The organism is Phycisphaerae bacterium (assembly GCA_012729815.1).
Taxonomy (GTDB): domain Bacteria; phylum Planctomycetota; class Phycisphaerae; order JAAYCJ01; family JAAYCJ01; genus JAAYCJ01.
Genome location: JAAYCJ010000335.1, coordinates 1 through 15,766, shown reverse-complemented (window position 1 = coordinate 15,766; position 15,766 = coordinate 1). Strand labels below are relative to the sequence as shown.

General features: G+C 64.9%; 13 protein-coding genes and 1 pseudogene. 1 reads left to right on the top strand and 13 read right to left on the bottom strand.

Going from position 1 to position 15,766, the window contains the following annotated elements; all coding sequences use genetic code 11:
- From GXY33_21705 to GXY33_21650, 12 genes and pseudogenes are all read right to left on the bottom strand, one after another.
- Positions 1 to 664: class I SAM-dependent methyltransferase (locus GXY33_21705; GenBank protein ID NLX07763.1), on the bottom strand; the 664-nt coding region annotated here is incomplete at its 3' end.
- 439 nt (positions 665 to 1,103) lie between these two features.
- Positions 1,104 to 2,393: an ATP-binding protein gene (locus tag GXY33_21700; GenBank protein NLX07762.1), complete on the bottom strand. Its 1,290-nt coding sequence runs from the start codon at positions 2,391 to 2,393 to the stop codon at positions 1,104 to 1,106.
- 197 nt (positions 2,394 to 2,590) lie between these two features.
- The gene (locus GXY33_21695; GenBank protein ID NLX07761.1) at positions 2,591 to 3,211 is read right to left on the bottom strand and encodes a hypothetical protein; all 621 of its coding nucleotides are present in this window, start codon (positions 3,209 to 3,211) and stop codon (positions 2,591 to 2,593) included.
- A 356-nt stretch (positions 3,212 to 3,567) separates the two neighbouring features.
- Positions 3,568 to 3,660, bottom strand: a pseudogene (locus GXY33_21690) (TetR/AcrR family transcriptional regulator).
- A 29-nt stretch (positions 3,661 to 3,689) separates the two neighbouring features.
- The gene (locus GXY33_21685; protein NLX07760.1) at positions 3,690 to 4,760 is read right to left on the bottom strand and encodes a HAMP domain-containing protein; all 1,071 of its coding nucleotides are present in this window, start codon (positions 4,758 to 4,760) and stop codon (positions 3,690 to 3,692) included.
- A gap of 164 nt (positions 4,761 to 4,924) precedes the next feature.
- Complete coding sequence (locus GXY33_21680) at positions 4,925 to 5,497, bottom strand: hypothetical protein (protein NLX07759.1); 573 nt, start codon at positions 5,495 to 5,497, stop codon at positions 4,925 to 4,927.
- Between the two features lie 110 nt (positions 5,498 to 5,607).
- Positions 5,608 to 6,765, bottom strand: coding sequence for an ABC transporter permease (locus GXY33_21675; GenBank protein ID NLX07758.1), 1,158 nt, complete (start codon positions 6,763 to 6,765; stop codon positions 5,608 to 5,610).
- A gap of 265 nt (positions 6,766 to 7,030) precedes the next feature.
- Positions 7,031 to 8,185: an FtsX-like permease family protein gene (locus GXY33_21670; GenBank protein NLX07757.1), complete on the bottom strand. Its 1,155-nt coding sequence runs from the start codon at positions 8,183 to 8,185 to the stop codon at positions 7,031 to 7,033.
- A 112-nt stretch (positions 8,186 to 8,297) separates the two neighbouring features.
- Positions 8,298 to 8,990 (bottom strand): ABC transporter ATP-binding protein, encoded by a 693-nt coding sequence (locus tag GXY33_21665; GenBank protein ID NLX07756.1) that lies wholly within the window; start codon positions 8,988 to 8,990, stop codon positions 8,298 to 8,300.
- 16 nt (positions 8,991 to 9,006) lie between these two features.
- The gene (locus GXY33_21660; GenBank protein NLX07755.1) at positions 9,007 to 10,572 is read right to left on the bottom strand and encodes an efflux RND transporter periplasmic adaptor subunit; all 1,566 of its coding nucleotides are present in this window, start codon (positions 10,570 to 10,572) and stop codon (positions 9,007 to 9,009) included.
- Positions 10,573 to 11,316: 744 nt separating this feature from the next.
- Positions 11,317 to 11,679 (bottom strand): LysM peptidoglycan-binding domain-containing protein, encoded by a 363-nt coding sequence (locus tag GXY33_21655; protein NLX07754.1) that lies wholly within the window; start codon positions 11,677 to 11,679, stop codon positions 11,317 to 11,319.
- 350 nt (positions 11,680 to 12,029) lie between these two features.
- Positions 12,030 to 13,349 carry a hypothetical protein gene (locus GXY33_21650; GenBank protein ID NLX07753.1) on the bottom strand — a complete coding sequence of 440 codons (1,320 nt, stop codon included), beginning with the start codon at positions 13,347 to 13,349 and terminating at the stop codon, positions 12,030 to 12,032.
- 213 nt (positions 13,350 to 13,562) lie between these two features.
- On the opposite strand from GXY33_21650, the gene GXY33_21645 reads away from it, so the two are divergent.
- On the top strand, positions 13,563 to 14,507 hold the full coding sequence (locus tag GXY33_21645; protein NLX07752.1) for a cation transporter: 945 nt from the start codon (positions 13,563 to 13,565) through the stop codon (positions 14,505 to 14,507).
- A 29-nt stretch (positions 14,508 to 14,536) separates the two neighbouring features.
- On the opposite strand, the gene GXY33_21640 is transcribed toward GXY33_21645, so the two are convergent.
- Positions 14,537 to 15,577, bottom strand: coding sequence for a TGS domain-containing protein (locus GXY33_21640; GenBank protein ID NLX07751.1), 1,041 nt, complete (start codon positions 15,575 to 15,577; stop codon positions 14,537 to 14,539).
- Between the last annotated feature and the right edge of the window lie 189 nt (positions 15,578 to 15,766).

Sequence of the window (15,766 nt, the reverse complement as noted above, 5' to 3'; positions counted from 1 at the left end):
CGGCTCGAACCTCTTTCGCGAACTCGTCGTCCGGATTGGCTTCAAGCCATCGGCGCATGGTGAGCCATTTGGCCGCCTCGTATCTGTCCCAACTGTCTTGGTCTGCCAAAACCATTTCCACGACGTCATAGCCAAGGCGGCCAAAAGACGCGACAAGCTCCGGAAGCGTGAGGAAGTCGGAGATTGAGCCGGCAAGACACCCCTTGGCAACATCTTCCGTCGGCGGTAACTGCCGCCAGTAGGGCTCGCCGATCAGGATGATCCCTCCGGTGCGCAGGCTCCGCGCCAGAAGTTCGATGGTACCGGCGACTCCCCCTCCGATCCACGTGGCACCGACACAGGCTGCCACACCGACCTTCTCGTCAGAAACGTAGCCCGCAGCATCGCCATGGACGAACTTGACTTGATCGGCGACGCCGAGTTCTTCGGCACGCAGTCTCGCTTGCTCGGTGAACAACTGGCTCATGTCGATGCCGGTGCCGATGATGCCGTAATCGCGTGCCCAGGTACACAGCATCTCCCCCGAACCGCTGCCGAGATCGAGCACTCGGGTCCCCGTTTCCAGACGCAACGCAGAGCCGAGGGTGGCGAGCTTCTCGGGAGTGAACGGGTTATGGATGCGATGAGCACTTTCCGTGATGTTGAAGATCCGTGGAATATCCAATGCAGAAAACATCCTTATGGGTGTAAGTGGATTCGGTCACTGCCTAACCATTTTATCATATCAAGCGCCTCCGGGAGAACAAAGGTGTCAGGATGATTTTTCAGGGTGATGCGGCTTCGCCATAGCCCCCGAACAATCATCCTGACACCATTTTTTCTCTGGCACGAACAACGAGCGAACGTTCGGGCGACTCTCTGACCAGTTCGACGCCGTGTCGCTCCATTCGCCGAATGCCATTCGAACCATCGCCGTTTTCCTGTCAGTTCATCCGCCGATTCTCCCTGATCTCTCGTGACGCGCAAGCAGTCACCTGTTTACCGTCCTGCATTGTCGATAGACTGGCACAATGGGCACCCGGATCGCACCTACGACATGGGTAGCTTGGCACTGATTGCAGCGGGCGCGATCCTTTCACCCGCTCCCGCCATCGCGGCTTACCTCAGATGCCCTGAGAGAGCCACTTCCACAGTGGCATGTATCGAATGGAGCCCCGCAGGTCCATCCAGGAGACCTCCTCGGCCTGGTCGCGGTCCTCGGTCAGCACCAACAGGTTATCGCAGTTCAGCTCGCGGGCGGCCTTCAGCAGCGCTCGCACTTCGCGTTGGCGCGTGCGCGGGTCGGTGATGTCGGCGGAAACCTGGATCAGTTGGGCGACGTCCGTGCCCCGCCGGACGACGAAATCCACCTCCTCCTGCTGCACGTTCTTCCAGAAGAACACCCGCTGCTGGCCCTGCAGTTCCCCGCGACGCAACTGGATGGCAACCAGGTTCTCATAGAGTCGGCCGATGCCGGCGCCGAAGCGAAAGCCTGCCGTTGTCGCCAGTCCATTGTCAATCGCGTAAATCTTCTTGTTGGACCGGGCCTGTGCGCGAACCTTCCAGGAAAACCGCGGCAGCGAGAAGACCAGGAACGCCTCTTCCAACGCCCGCAAGTACTTATCCACGGTATGGACACTGCGGCTTTCGGCCATCTCCGTCAGCCGGGTCAGCGAGTATTCGCAGCCGATGTTGGACAGCAGATACACCGCCAGATTGTCCAAGCCGCTCGGATGGCGCAGATTGTAGCGTCTGACGATGTCCTTGTAGAGAATCGAACGGAGCAGCGTGAGCAGGTAATCCGGCCCGACGAGCTGCTTGAGCAACGGCTCCGGGAACCCGCCGCGCTGGGCGTATTGCCGGCAGTGGGCCAGAGTTTCCGCGGACGTGGGCCTCTGGGACAATGTGCTCAGGTACTCGGCCAAGGAGAAGGGGAAGATCAGCACCGGAACATGCCGCCCGGTCAGGTGCGTCGCCAGCTCGCGGCTGAGAAGGTGGGCGTTACTGCCAGTGAGCACCAGGCGATACCCCTGCCGTTGCAGGCGATTGGCCAGCAACTCCCACCGGGGGAGGTTCTGCACTTCATCAATCAGCAAGTGCCTTGCGCCGTGGTAGAGGTCGTCGAGGATCGGCAAGACAGCGTTGAAATCCGAGAGGTCTGGCAGCCTCTCGTCGTCCAGGTTCAAGTAGGCAAACGGGCCCATCTGTCGCAGCCAATGGATCGCAAAGAACGACTTGCCGGCGCGTCGAGGACCGAGAATAACCCGGATCAGGTCGTCGGTAGGCGGCGGCGAACTTGCAGTGTGACGGGGAACGTAGGCTTGTGCGAGACGTTCGTGCAGTTCCCGCTGCTGTAAAACGAGCACATCGCGAAGCGATTCGGTCGTCAGGTGGCCTGCTTTAGTAGTTACCATAACACACAAAAGTATACATAATTGTGCACTACAGTACAACAGGATCGGCGAGACAGAGATTCAGAGCACAGAACCGGCGTCGGGGTATGCTCGCGATGCTCTTCGAGGGCCGCTGGGAGGCGGGCCGACGAGGGGGCGGGACATTGCGAGACTGGCCCTCCTCTCTCTCATGGGTCAGCCTGCCGCAAGTGTGCACGTCACAGCACAGGAGGATGCTGGAGCGTCCAGGCTGCGATGATGTAGAACTCGGCGTCGCCGACCCGGCCAGCGCGACCGATGACCATCAACGCCTGGCCGAGGGGAATCCCGCCCTCGAACTTGATCTTGGCTCTAAGCACGCCGCCATCATTGTCTTCAGGCAACTGGGTGCGCTCAACCTGAAGATGAACATCGTAGCTCACCGCCAGGATCAAACCGTCCTCGCCTCCCTTGACGGAGGGGGAGCCTCTGCCTCCCACCGAAAGTAGGAGGTACTCAGGTCCGCACGCGGCGGGGAAGCCGGGCTGAACTGACAGAGTCCAAGTGTCGGCATGCGCTGGACTGACAGCACCCGGAATCAGCCGGCCGACAAAGCCCTGCTTGCCGGACCAGAAGAATTTCCGATCGCCGGCCTCTTCCAGCAGCTTGGCCAGTTCAGATGCATCGCAGCGACGGGCCATAAGTGCCGCAGGGTTGGCCTGAACAGGCAAGCCGAGGAACGCAGCACGAGAGGCTGTCTCAGCGTCCACCAGCGCCCAGGTCCGCTCGATTCGATAGGGGACCGGCCTGCCGGAGTTACAGCCCATCAATGGCAGAGACGCCGCCGCAGCCAGGACCATCCGTAGAAGCACAGTCCAAGTAGACATGTTAACAGCTCCCGGCAAATGCTGACTGATCGTGGAATACGGGACAGCCAACTTTTTAACGCTCCTGCGTGGTTTCCACTTCTCCCGCGTCGCTCCGCTGGCCGGCGGGTCGCGGGGCCAGCCTAACGGGCGGGTCCAGAAAAGGCATCAGGCATCCGCCGTCGCCAATCGTGTCGCAAGTTTGTCGGGAACTGTCGCGGTTCGGTGTCGCACCAGCCCGTCACAGCTTGTCACAGCTCGTTGTCGCAGCTTGTCACAGCAAATCATGGCCTGGCCCTTTCCCCCGGAGTGTATTGCTTGGTCGGATCGGTCGGGCTGGTCCCGCTTTCGGCCAGTAAGCCCTTGTCGAGCATCGCTTTCAGGTCGCGTTGGAGCGAACGCCGATTCACGCCTGGGCAGAGGGCCTCGTAATCCTGGATCGTGAAACTCGGCTGTAGACCGTTCCTGGCCGTCATGTCACCTCTCCCGCTCCAGGATCTTCACGCTGCCGACGGCAAGTGACGTTCCCGACAGGTACCACTTCGGGCTTCGCGGCGGCCGGGGCGGAGGAGGGGGCGCCCGGCAGTTCGATGCGGAAGCGTGTGCCGCGGCCGGGCTCGCTGGCGACCTCGATGCGGCCGTGGTGGGCGTCGATGATGCGGGCCACGACGGCGAGGCCCAGGCCGGTGCCGCTGCCCTGGGGTTTGGTTGTGTAGAACGGCTCGAAGATATGCGGCAAGTGAACCGCGTCGATGCCCGCTCCCGTGTCGCTGATCTCCAGAATCACCCGGCCGCCGTCGTCCGCCCCGCGGTGACGAACCACCAGCTTGCCGCCCGCGGGCATGGCGTCGACGGCGTTGAGCATCAGGTTGGTGATCGCCTGGGCAAGCTGGGTCCGGTCGGCTCGAACAACGAGCGGGCGTTCGAGCGGCTCTCTGACCAGCTCGACGCCGTGTCGCTCCATGCGCGGACGCACAAACTGCCACGCGTCCTCGATCACCTCGTCGATCGGCACATCCTGCAAACACACCGGCTCATCCCGCGACATGACCAGCAGGCGTCGCACGATCATCTCGATGCGATACAGGCCCGCCTCCATCAGATCCAGCAGTTGCCGCGTCTGCTCCAGGTTCTCCGGATTCCGCCTGATGATCCGCACGCTGTTCTGCAGGCCGTCCAGCGGGTTATTGATCTCGTGGGCCACCGTCGCCGCCAACTCACCGACCAGGGCCAGCTTCTCCGTCCGCGTCAGCCGTTCCTGCAGCCGCTCCTGTTCGCCCACGGTAGCCCGCAACTGCCCGGAGAGCCGGTCGAGCGACTCGGCCAGCTTCAGGAACTCATCGTGCGGAATCTCTTCGATGTGGCGGTCGAGATCCCCGCGGCTGATCGCCTCGGTCGTCTCGCGCAGCGCGTGAAACCGCCGCCGCAGATGATGCGTGATGCAGTACCCGACGCCCCACGCCACCGTGAGACTCACCAGGGCCATCGCCACGATGCCGGGCCACTGGTCGGGTCGGGCCAGCCAGGCAACACCGGCCGCCAAGGCAATCAGCCCCGTATACGCCCACTGGCAACGCTGCCGAAGACTCGGATAACGGGTTGGTGACATGGCCCCGGCATTGTACCCCGCCGGTGCCCGCGAGTCTCCCCCGTAACCGAGCGTGCCTGCCCGCTGGCCGGGGTGTGACCACTGCCAGGCAGCTTGGCCTACCGTGATCGCCGCACGTGGATCGCTGACGCGTCGAGTATCAGCACCTTGTCGTCGATTTTCTGCGACACGCGGCCCTGGACGACCACCTCGGCCATGGGTTCGAGCCCCGCGGCCGACAAGTCCGCCGCCAACGGTCGACCGTCCGCGTCCACCACCTGCACAGTCAGTAAATGGGCGGCCAGATGATCCGGCGGTTCGCAGCAGTAGTCCCACGGCGTGGTGCAATGGTCATCATCCTTGTCCGCACACGTCGGAATACTCAAATCAGCCAGCGTGAAGATCGCCCGGCCCTCAACGAACGGCTGCCTGCGTCCGCCGATGCGTCCGCGTACCGCCAGCGTATCGCCCTCGGCGGCCGCGCGGCGAGCCTCGCCGACCTCGCGAGCGTGCGGCGGCGGTTCCTCGACCAGCAGCCCCGCCGGCAATGCCGCCGACGCGTTTTTCGCGTGGCCCGCGTCCGTCGCTGACCGGTTGCAGCCGATGACACACAGAAGCACCACACCACCAACCAGCAGACCCGCCATTTTTCCCATAGCCCGCACACCCAAACCGCCACGATTCGCTTTCATGCCTACCCGATCCTCCCTTCGTACCAGTCAACACTTGATCAATAACACGATCCCGACACCTTATCTGCGTCCATCTGGGCGATCTGTGGACACTTCCTTTCGTCCCTTCCTCACGCCGTGCGCAACGCGTCGGGGATCGGCAAACGCAGACATCGCCAGGCGGGCGGCAGCGCACCGATGACGCCCAGCAGCAAACCCGCCAGCAAACCCATGGCCATCACCGCCGCGTCCACCCGCAGCCCAAACGCACCCATCGAGAATCGCACGGACAGCCCATCCAGACACCATGCCCCGACCGCCGCCGCCACCAGCGAACCAACCGCCGTCGTCACCGTCGCCTCTTGGACCAGGCTCACCACGATCGCCCGCCGCGAGAAGCCCAGCGTCTGCAGCATCCCCAACTCGCGGACCCGGGCGGCAAAGGCGGCATAGAGCGTGTTCAACCCGCCGAACAATCCGCCCAAGGCGATCAAGCCGGCCGTCACCCAGACCATGCTGCGGATCGGCCCGTAAAACGCGTTGAGCTTCGCGTAGTAATCACGCTCGCGGATCGCGACCAACTCAAGATCTAACCGCCGCCTGCAGAAGGTATCGACGTCGGCGAACTCGGCCTCATCCAGAGTAAGGACCACGCACGAGAGCGAATCCCGCCGAGCGGCAATCTGCAAATCAGTCGATGGACACCAGATCTCGGCATCCATAACCGTTCCGCCGGCCGAGAACCGCCCGACGATCGACCATGAGCGATTGCCAAACCACAGCGTTCGGCCGAGTGCCAGTTCCTCGGCCGCAACACCGAGTCGCGTGGCCGCCAGTCTGCCGACGATGATCTCGTCTCGGCCGGCTTGTGGCGCCCGACCGTCGACGATCTGTACCTGGTCGTGCACCAAAAAGGCGGCAGGGGTGATCCCACGGAGCACGGCCGGCAAATCCGCGCTGCCTTCGGACAGGGAAACCAACATCGCCATCTGGATCTCCGGCGAGACATGCGAAACCCCGCCCGTGCGACGCAGACCACCGATGCTCGCCATCGCCTGGCCGGCTGCGTGCACCGGTATCTCGCTGCGCTCGGCGCTTTCCTCACTGCCGGCACCAAGGAGTATCACGTTGTCGGCCCGTCCACTGGTGGTCAGACTGCTCCGCATCCCGCGCACAAAGCCCCCCGCGGCCAGCACGATCAACGCGACCAGAGCCGTACCGGCCATCATCGACGCGGTCCGCCGCGGCGAACGCCCCAAATTGCGTACGGCATAGTCAAACGGCAACAACCGCATCAAATCCTCCCCTTGCGAACCAGGTGAGCCGCCCCTCTACAAGCCCCAAGCGCAAGCAAGCGGCATCCCAACGAGCCCGAAGCACAAGCGAGCGGCATCCCAACGAGCCCCGAGCGCAAGCGAGTGGGTAACGCCGGGGACGCCAGAGTACGTCGCTGACGCTCCACAACCCGTCGCTTGCGCTCCGGGCTCGTTGCAGTTGCACCGTCCGTCCACGCCCCGTGATCCTTATCGCTACACTGCCCCGTGATCCTCATCGCTACACTGCCCGCAGACTCTCGACGATCGGACGACGAGCGGCTTTCCATGCGGGCCATGCCCCGGCCATCACCCCCAACAACACCGATATCCCCAGACTTCCCACGATTACGACCGCACTGGCTCGAATGGGGATATACAGACCCTCTACCGAGAGGCTGAACTGCCCCCACCACAACACCGCCGCCGTCGCCAGCGAGCCCACCGCCCCGCCCACGCACGCTATGATGATGCTCTCCGCCACCGTGAGCCTGGCGACCAGTCCTTGCCCGAACCCCAGCGTCTGCAGCACCGCCAGCTCGCGCACCCGGCCCTGCACCGCCAGAGCGATCGCATTGCCCACCACCGCCAGCACCGCCGCCAGACACCCCCAGCCCAGCCAGCGGGTGAACGCGATCACACCCAGTACGTCCGACGCCGCCCGAGCCACGAAAGCCTTCTCCGTATACGTCTGTGTGGGATCCTGGTCAGCGGCAAACTCCGCGTCGATCGCCGCGGCCACCGACTCGAGCATCTCCGGCCGCGCCACACGCACGTTGAACTGCGTCACCGCTCCGCCCTGGCGATCGCCGGTCGCAAACTGCAGAAAGCTCAGATGCGTGTACCCCACATTGGCGTGCTGCGGCTCGTCGGAACGGATGATGCCCGCGACGTATACGGTCACGCCCGCGGCCGAGAAGCGATCGCCGGGCCGCAGCCCGCGCCGCCGAGCGAGCGTCTCACCCAACAGAGCCGCATCGCTACGCCGCTGCCAGTCGCCCACTGAACCACTCAGTACCTCCAGACGCGGCAGGTACTCCGCCATGAACGCTTCGCTGGGCACACCGCGGAAGGTGACCACGTCCAGACTCGTGCGGCAATTGTTGACCGCGATGCGCATCGGCACCACACCAACCACTCCAGGGATCCGGCGAATGCGATCCTCATAAGACTGCGGCAAACGACTGGTGAACGGGCAATAGCGATGCTGGCGATACACCACGAGGGTCGTATCCGCCGCCGCGGTCTGGGTCACAGAGGCCGCGCCGGCCTGCATCGCCTGCACCGTGCAGAACAGAAACATCGCCACCGCCACACCCGCCACCGTCAACACGCTCCGCGTGCGATGCCGGACCACCTGCTTGACCACCAGCGGAATAAAGCGAATACGCAACATAGCGTTATCTCCAAACCTCCTGCGCAAACCCGTTTAACTAACGGCGCCGCATGCAACGCCAACCGTTGAGCGGCGCCGCTCGCGACACCCGTCGGCGCCGCAAGCGACACCGCTAGACAGTCGCCACCTTTCCAGACTCGATCAGTCGGCCCTTCTCCAAGTGCAGGATCCGGTGCGCGTACCTTGCTGTGCCCGGATCGTGCGTCACCATAATCAGCGTCTTATTGAACTCGCGGTTCAATCGAGCGAGCAGGTCCATCACCGCCGCCGCCGCCGTCCCGTCCAGGTCGCCGGTCGGTTCATCGGCTACAATGATCCGCGGATCGGTGACGATCGCCCGGGCGATGGCCACCCGCTGCTCCTGCCCGCCGCTAAGCTGCCGCGGGTAGTGATCGTGCCGATCCGCCAGACCCACCACGTCAAGAGCCACCGCCACCCGTTCATGCCGCTGACGACGCGACAGTCCATGCAGCAGCAACGGCAGCTCGACGTTCTCATAAGCAGTGAGCGTCGGCACGAGGTTGTACAACTGGAAGATGTATCCCACGTAGTCCGATCGCCAGGCCGCCAGCCGCGAGCGCGATAACCCGCCCACGTCCACACCGTCGATGACCGCGCTGCCCCGGGTCGGCCGATCGATCCCCGCGATAATGTTCAGCAGCGTCGTCTTGCCGCTGCCCGACGGTCCCATCAAGGCCAGGAACTCGCCCTCCTCCACGTCCAGATCCAAATCCGCCAGCGGGATGATCTCGACCTCCCCTTTGCGGTACGACCGCGTCAGACCGCGACATTCGATCAATGCCATACCTCTATCCTCCACATCACGGCCTTTCCGCGACCGCCTGCTCACCTACGATCCGAACACGCATCCCGGCCCGCAACCGACTCGGATCACCCGCAATCAGCCGATCACCCGCCCGCAAACCCTCACGCACCTCGACCCAATCGCCCTGCCGAGCCGTCCCCGCCACCACGGATCGCAGTTGCGCCACCCCACCAGCACGATCCGCCAGCCATACGCAGGTTCCCGCCTCGGTCTGCCGAACCAGCGCGGCGGGAACCAACAGACGCTGGGCCTGCTCATCGGCCTCCAGCCGGCCCAGAAAACGCACCCGGGCCAGCGTCTCCGGTTTCAGATCCACCGGCGGGTCTTCGATCGCCACCTTGACCTGCAACGTGTTCTTCTGAATGTCCGCCTCGTGCACCAGCCGCGTCACCCGCCCGCGAAAAACGCGATCCGGAAACACATCCACCACCACCTCCGCTTCCTGCCCCAGAACCACCGCGGCCGCCTCGGTCAAAGGCACATCGACCCGCACCTGCTGCCGAGCGGGGTCGTACAACCGCACCACCTGCGCCGCCCGCGGGGTATCCGCCCCGAGCATCAACTTCGCGCCCGGCTCGACCAGCCGAGTCATCACCACCCCGGCCACCGGCGAGCGCACCTCCATGCGAGCCAACGTCAACGCCGCCTCGTCCCGGGCCGCCAGAGCCGCCGCCACCGCCGCTTCAGCACGCCCCACCTCCGCTTGAGCCTCGTCCAACGCCCGTCGCTCGGGAATCCGAAGCTCCAGATACTTCTTCGAGGCGACAACTTCGGCCTCCGCGCCGCGGATATGAGCCGCCACCACCGCTTGCCGCGCCCGGGCCGCGTCCACCAGGGCACGATGCACCTCGTATTGCTGCTCCGCGCGGATGAACTCGATCGGCGCCGCCTGGCCCGTCTCGTGCAAACCCTCGAGACGGCGATACTCAGCCTCCAACTCGACGAGCCGCGCTTGCGCTGCCGCCAATTCCGCCGCCGATTGCGAAAGCTCGCCCTGACGCTCAACCAGCAACGCCTCGGCCACCGCGACCTGCCGGACACGCTCGATAGGATGGTCCCAATCGCGCTGGGCCGCGTCTCGTGTCGCTTCCGAAATCCGCAGCGCCGATCGGCGCTGGCCCAGCTCGGCCTCCGCACGCCGCAAAGCCAGTTCCGCATCTTCCTCCACCAACCGGGCCACCACCTGCCCTACCTCAACCGCTTCGCCTTCCAGCACCAGCACCTCGCGCACCACCCCGCTGGCCAGCGCCGAGACGGCCAATGGAAAGGGGTCCGGCTCCAGCCAACCGGGCGCTTGCACGGTCACCGCCCCACCGCCGGCCACCCCCGTCTTGACGACCACCGGAACCACCTCCACATCCACCGCTGGGATCAACGCATCCCGCGCCGCATACGCCAGCAATGCCCCCAGCCCACCGAGAATCAGCAGCGGCAGCAGCACCCGCGTCTTCCATCGCCGCGGCGGCAGCGGAACGCGCGTTCCGCCCGCCGGACTCCGACGCTCCGGTCGACGCGCGGATTCGCGCACCAGTACGGACAGATCAGGGTTATCAGAAATCACGACACACACTCCAGCCTCGCCGGCCTGCGAGCACGAAAGGCTCAGCCTTTCGCCCCAAGCCGAGGACCATGGGAATCAGGTAGCGGTAGAAGTAATGAATGCAGGTGCCGGCACGCTACACCAAAAAGCCGCGGGCTTCAGCCCGCGCGGCACGCGTGCGCAGAGCAACCACGGATCCCGGTTGCGTTGGAGTGCTTAAACGCGAGGAGGGTGGAAAATGCGCTCTCGATCCGTGGACGCGGGACGTTGATCGCTGCCGTCCGAACCGCCACGCCAAGACCACGCCATGGTCACAACGATATGACCTGGACCGTCCACCGTGCGGACGCAACAGGATTGCAGACAGTTGGTGCAGCCGCCCGATACGGGAGAACCACCTTGGGTTTGATCCGGGTCGCCTTGCTCCGACGAATCGCGAGAAGAATCTTGCCTTGGCGAGCAACAACCACCGCAGCTTCCGGAACCGATCCCCGCGTGGCCATCGCCCTCCACGGAAACGGTACAGCAGGGTATCGTCGCCTGAGGCCAGGCAAGAACCACCACCAACGGAATGGCAAGCAACATTCGCAGCATAAGGCGCCCGATGCGACCCCAGTGGCAACTCGCCACAGAGCTCACATAACTATAGCCCACGCCCCCCGCTCCTGACAAGGCTGGTCACCAGACCCCGATAAAATGTATCCGTACAACACCCTACACCGCACCCTTCCGGCCGCGGTTCCGACAAGCTGCTCGTCGCAGCCGTCAATTGGTCGTCGTCGTGGAGATCTTGGCGTCGCGGGGCAGCTCGATGACCACGCCAGCCGGCAGAACTTCCCGGTTGCCCGAAAGACGCTCCTTGTTCAGCTCAAAAAGGCGCGGCCATTCGTTGCCGTCGCCCAGGAATCTCTGGGCAAGACCATACCACGCATCGCCCGCCTTGACCGTATAAGCTCGATCGGCCGGGACGGGACGGGCCGCGGACCGAACCGCCGGGGCCGCGGCGATCGGCGCTCTGACGCCAGTGGTGGGCGACGGCGCGGGCGAGGCGCCCGCCGCGATGGTATGGACCTTCGTCTCCGCCACTGGGGCGACCAGGGCAGCGGGGGCAATCGCCGCCGCCGACACCGCAGGCTCATCCGCGGGTCGAGCCAGAGGGTGCCGAACCGGGCCGGCCGTCTCGACCGCAGGCTGCGTGGCCGGGGTGATCACAGGATCCGCGGAAAGCGTACCGATGGGCGCCGGCCGAGGAGTCGCCGTGTCCGCGACAACCGGTCCAACCGGAACGCTCGAATCCGTCGGCGCGGGCTGCGGCCGATAGACCGGCTGGGCAGGACTGGGCATCGGACCAGGCAACGCCGACGGCGATGACACCGTCTCGGTCCGCTCCTCGTGGCCGTGTGGCGCCGCCTGCCCCGGCCCGCCGCCGAGTCGCAACCGCTCGAACCATCGCCCTAACTGATCCGCGAGAGGGCTGATTACTCGGGTCGCGTCGACGACAACGGACCTGCCGTGCGAAACGACGGAAGAGGCGGCAGCAGCGGATGCCGCAGGCTGCCCGATGTCACCCGGTAGTGATACTCCGTGTCGGCGGCCAAGCCGGTCAGCGTCACCGCGTGACTGGCTGTGACTCCCTGCCCGTCGACGAATTCGCCGCACGCCGGCGTGGCACCGAACTCCACCCGCGAACTGGCCGGTGAAGCTGTCTCCCACCTGATCGTCGCCCTATCGGCGGCAGTATCCTCTACCCGCAGGTTCGCCAGTTGCCAGTTCGTGCGAAAGACGCTGAATCGGCCGTCACGGCGAGCCTCTGTGGTGGTGATCAGATCGCGGCCGTCGCGCGTGTAGCAGATCGCCTCGCCCTGCAACTGCCCAGCCAGCTCGATCCCCATGTTCAGGAACTGACCAGGCTGCCGGAAGACCTCGTCGAACGGCCGGTCGGTGGGCAGCAGATACTCGAACGCCCCGAGGTAGTTCCGAATCACCACGCGTCGCCCGTGCGGATCGACCTCCCCACCCGTGGCCATGTTCAGCCGCGGCGAGCTCAAGTCCGCCACCTGCCGCAGTACATGCACGCGCTCGGTGTCCCACCCAAGGTCGTCGGCCGCGAGCTTGAACACCCGGGCCTCGGGAGTACCTCGCGTGTTCCGCTTGGTCACCACATACACGTCCCCACTGATCGGGTGCACAAGCAAGCACTCGGCATCAAAACGATTGTCGGGTGAACCGGCCGGCCGGTCTGAATGCTCGGCGTCCGGGTACTCGAACCGCAACGAGTCGAACGGTACACGCATCGCCAAAGGCGAACCCTGCGACTCCACGACCGGCTCGGCAAAACGATGGATCCGCTTGTCGGAGCGCTTACACGGAGGATTATCCCCGCCGTCGAGCACATAGATCATCCCATCGGGGCCGGCCGCAATGTCCTCCCAGTCCACGTTGCTCGCACCGGCCAGCTCGACGTACCCGAGAATCCGGGCGACACCGGCCCGCTGATCCTCCTCCGACAACCGGAACGCCCACACCCGCGGATGCTTGGCCCCGGCATCGTTATGCGTCCAGTAGACGTCCGGGTTACGCCGGCCGGCCGCCACGCCGCTCGATTCCGACACCTGCACCCCGTCCGCCTTGGCCGCCAACCCATGCCGCCCATAGATCTGGGTCAGCCACTCTGCCGTCTGGCCCTGCCGGCCCGACTCCGCCCGCTCCATCGCGACCGGCGACTCGCCACTCCCTTGCCCCACTGCCACGCCCGCCAGCAGCGCACAAAACCCGATCCCAAGCCGCACATCTCGCAACGTCGTCCTCCCATGTCCCCTCGCGCCATAATACGCCGCCCCGTCGATTCTGTCGTGGATCCGAAACACCCGCGGCACACGAAGGTGCGTGATACGCGATGCGGCTTGGCGAGCGACACCGACAAGGGGTATGGTGGTAATCGTCACGCCGGGCCGTTCCGGCACAATACAGGACACACGGCCATGGGCGCAAGCCACACGCCAAGCCCAAGGATGCCCTCCGCCCCCCCGATAAGCCCGGCCGCGGGGCAGCCGCCCGTTCCTGACCGCGAGGCGACGATCCAATGGGTCACCTGGTGGGGCTTGGCGGTTAATCTGGCGCTCTCGCCGACCAAGCTCGCCATAGGGTTTTTCGCCTCCAGCCAGGCTCTCGTGGCCGACGCGGTACACAGCCTGTCCGATGCAATCACCGATGTGGCCGTGCTGGTTGGCGCCCGCTACTGGTCGGCGCCCGCGGACGCCGACCACCCCTACGGCCACGGACGCATCGAGACCATGATCGCCTCGGCGATCGGGGTCATGCTCGCCGGTGTCGGTGTCGGCCTCGGGTACCGGGCACTGGTGACCATCGAGCAACATCATGCGTCGGTACCCGGCTGGAGCGCCTTCGCCGTCGCATCCCTGTCCATCGTGAGCAAGGAAGCGCTGTACCGGTGGACGACGCGAGTCGCATGGCGAATCCGCTCATCGGCTTTGATCGCCAACGCCTGGCATCATCGCTCCGACGCGTTCAGTTCGGTGCCTGTAGCCCTGGCCGTGCTGGGCACCCGGCTTCACCCATCGTGGACCTTCCTCGATCACGTCGGGGCCATTGTCGTCTCTCTGCTGATCATACGGGCGGCCTGGCGGATCGTTTGGCCGGCGCTCAATCAACTTGTCGACGCGGGCACTTCGCGAGAAACCCGTGACCGCCTGTACACTCTGGTCACGCAGACGCCCGGCGTGCGCTCCGTCCACGCGATGCGGACGCGACACGTCGGCCCGGGCCTGCAAGTTGATCTTCACGTCCTGGTGAACCCGGACCTGACCGTCCGCGAAGGCCACCGGATCGCCCACGCGGTCACAGATCGCCTGCTGCACGAAGAGCCCGAGGTCATCGACGCGCTGGTGCATATCGAGCCCTATGACCAAGCCGACGAGACCAAACCGCGAACATGATCGAAGTGCATCGAGCCCGGCAGGAGGTTTCAAGTGTGCAGTTCGACCACGTCGCGGTCATAGAGGACGTGGTTGGCGTGAACCTGCTGACCGTCGAAGGCGTGAGTGCCCCACACACGAGCGAATTTGAGGTGGTCACCGATTTCCTTGTGGATCATGCGGGCCAGCTCGCCGACCGTGCTACCGGTCGGCAGGATGAAGGGCTTGTCCTTGTCGGCCGGCTTGCCCGGCGGCTTGGCGTATACGCGAACGACGTCGAGCATGCCGAAGACCCGGGCGAGCAAATCATCGAGCCCCTGCCCGGTGACGCTCGAGACGGGCAGCATCGGCGGCGGCCCGGTCCGCAATTCCTGGAGCACGGCCCAGTTGTCGTCGGCCCCGGGCAGGTCGGCTTTGGTACACACGATCAGCCCCTGCGGCCCGACGTGCAGCGAATCGCCCGCCTCCTCGTCCGCATCATCCTCCGCCGGATCATCGAAGTCCCGGCTTGCGCTTGGCTCGTCGGCGGCACCGGCGTCAAGGATGATTTCCCGCTCCCGCAGGATGGCGAGCAAGGCCTCGATGTCTTCAAGCACGGCATCCGCCGCGAGGTCGACGACCAACAGCAGGACGTGGGTGTTGCGCAACGCGTTGGTCAGGCCCGACGGCACGTGCTCGACCGTGACCGGGGGCAGATCGACCAGTTCGATGGGCACGTCCTCATGGTACGCCATGCCGGGTACGGGCAGCGCCGTGCCAAAGGGGAAGTCAGTGACCTTCACGGTTGCCTTGGTAAGCCGGGCGACGATCGAGGACTTTCCGCTGTTGGGCAGGCCGAGCAGCAGGGCTTGGCCCGCCCCCTGGGGCGGAATGTGGTAGGGATCGACCGTGCCGCCCTTCTTGCGGGTCTGCGGTGCTTGGCGTAACTCGCTGATGCGGCGTTTGATGTCCGACTGTTTCTTCTCGCTGGCCTTGTGCTTGGGGATGGTGCGCAGCATCTCCTCGAGCGCCGCGAGCTTCTCTTCCGGCGTGCGAGCTTGGCGGTACTTGCGGTCCGCCTCGAAGTAGTCGGGAGTCAGGTTCAGAGCCATGGGGCCATTATACCCCGCTGTGGCCGCCGGCAAGGGCTGCCCGCGACGGTCGGGGAAGGGATCGGGTGCATCCGCCGTTCAGTGGCAAGTTGCCAAAAGCGAAGTATCGAGGGTGGCATGGGTCGGTACTCCGACCCGTGGCCAAACACGGACAACCACTGGTCTGGGTACAGACCAGTGCCACCCAGT

Bases quoted from the DNA above. Each gene is read 5' to 3' on its own strand.
- GXY33_21700 (NLX07762.1), bottom strand. From the start codon at position 2,393: ATGGTAACTACTAAAGCAGGCCACCTGACGACCGAATCGCTTCGCGAT.
- GXY33_21695 (NLX07761.1), bottom strand. From the start codon at position 3,211: ATGGTCCTGGCTGCGGCGGCGTCTCTGCCATTGATGGGCTGTAACTCC.
- GXY33_21680 (NLX07759.1), bottom strand. From the start codon at position 5,497: ATGAAAGCGAATCGTGGCGGTTTGGGTGTGCGGGCTATGGGAAAAATG.
- GXY33_21670 (NLX07757.1), bottom strand. From the start codon at position 8,185: ATGTTGCGTATTCGCTTTATTCCGCTGGTGGTCAAGCAGGTGGTCCGG.
- GXY33_21665 (NLX07756.1), bottom strand. From the start codon at position 8,990: ATGGCATTGATCGAATGTCGCGGTCTGACGCGGTCGTACCGCAAAGGG.
- GXY33_21645 (NLX07752.1), top strand. From the start codon at position 13,563: ATGCCCTCCGCCCCCCCGATAAGCCCGGCCGCGGGGCAGCCGCCCGTT.
- GXY33_21640 (NLX07751.1), bottom strand. From the start codon at position 15,577: ATGGCTCTGAACCTGACTCCCGACTACTTCGAGGCGGACCGCAAGTAC.